General features: G+C 46.0%; 1 protein-coding gene. It reads right to left on the bottom strand.

Going from position 1 to position 507, the window contains the following annotated elements; translation table 11 throughout:
- Positions 1-507, bottom strand: a 507-nt coding sequence (locus SP041_RS20815) for an Ig-like domain-containing protein (protein ID WP_205961236.1), incomplete at both ends; no start/stop codon positions are given.

Here is a 507-nt window from a genome sequence, read left to right as displayed (position 1 = left end):
ATTCTTTTAAATCGATAGTGTATTCGGCGAAGTCTTCGTTTTGTGTTTGATCAGGAATATCAGTACTGTTAATCGGCGTATCGTTCGCTGCCGTGATATCTATCGTAAACGTTGCAGTATCGCTTAATGCATTATCAATACCAGCATCGCCGCCACTATCCGTAACACGGACCGTAAAGGTTTCAGTGGTGTCGCTTGATAACGCATCAATCGCTGCTGCGTTTGGCGCAAAGCTGTAACTGCCGTCGCTTGCTAAGGTTAATGTACCGTACGTACCCACATGAGTATCTGTGCCGTCAGTGAAGTCGTAAGTAAAGGCTGTGTCATCAATATCACTTGCTGTTAATGTGCCTGTAGTTGCATCGAAGCTATCGGCTGCCGCTGTATCAGTAATGGCAGTCGTCACATCCGCTAACGTCGGTGCATCATTCACTGGGTTAACAGTAAATACAATCGCTTGTGTCACTGACTCACCACCTGGATCAGTCGCCGTGAAGCTAATATTTT

Source organism: Psychromonas sp. SP041 (assembly GCF_000470315.2).
In the GTDB taxonomy this organism is placed as follows: domain Bacteria; phylum Pseudomonadota; class Gammaproteobacteria; order Enterobacterales; family Psychromonadaceae; genus Psychromonas.
Note: the sequence above shows the minus strand (reverse complement) of the source record. Positions and strands in the feature narration are given on the sequence as shown.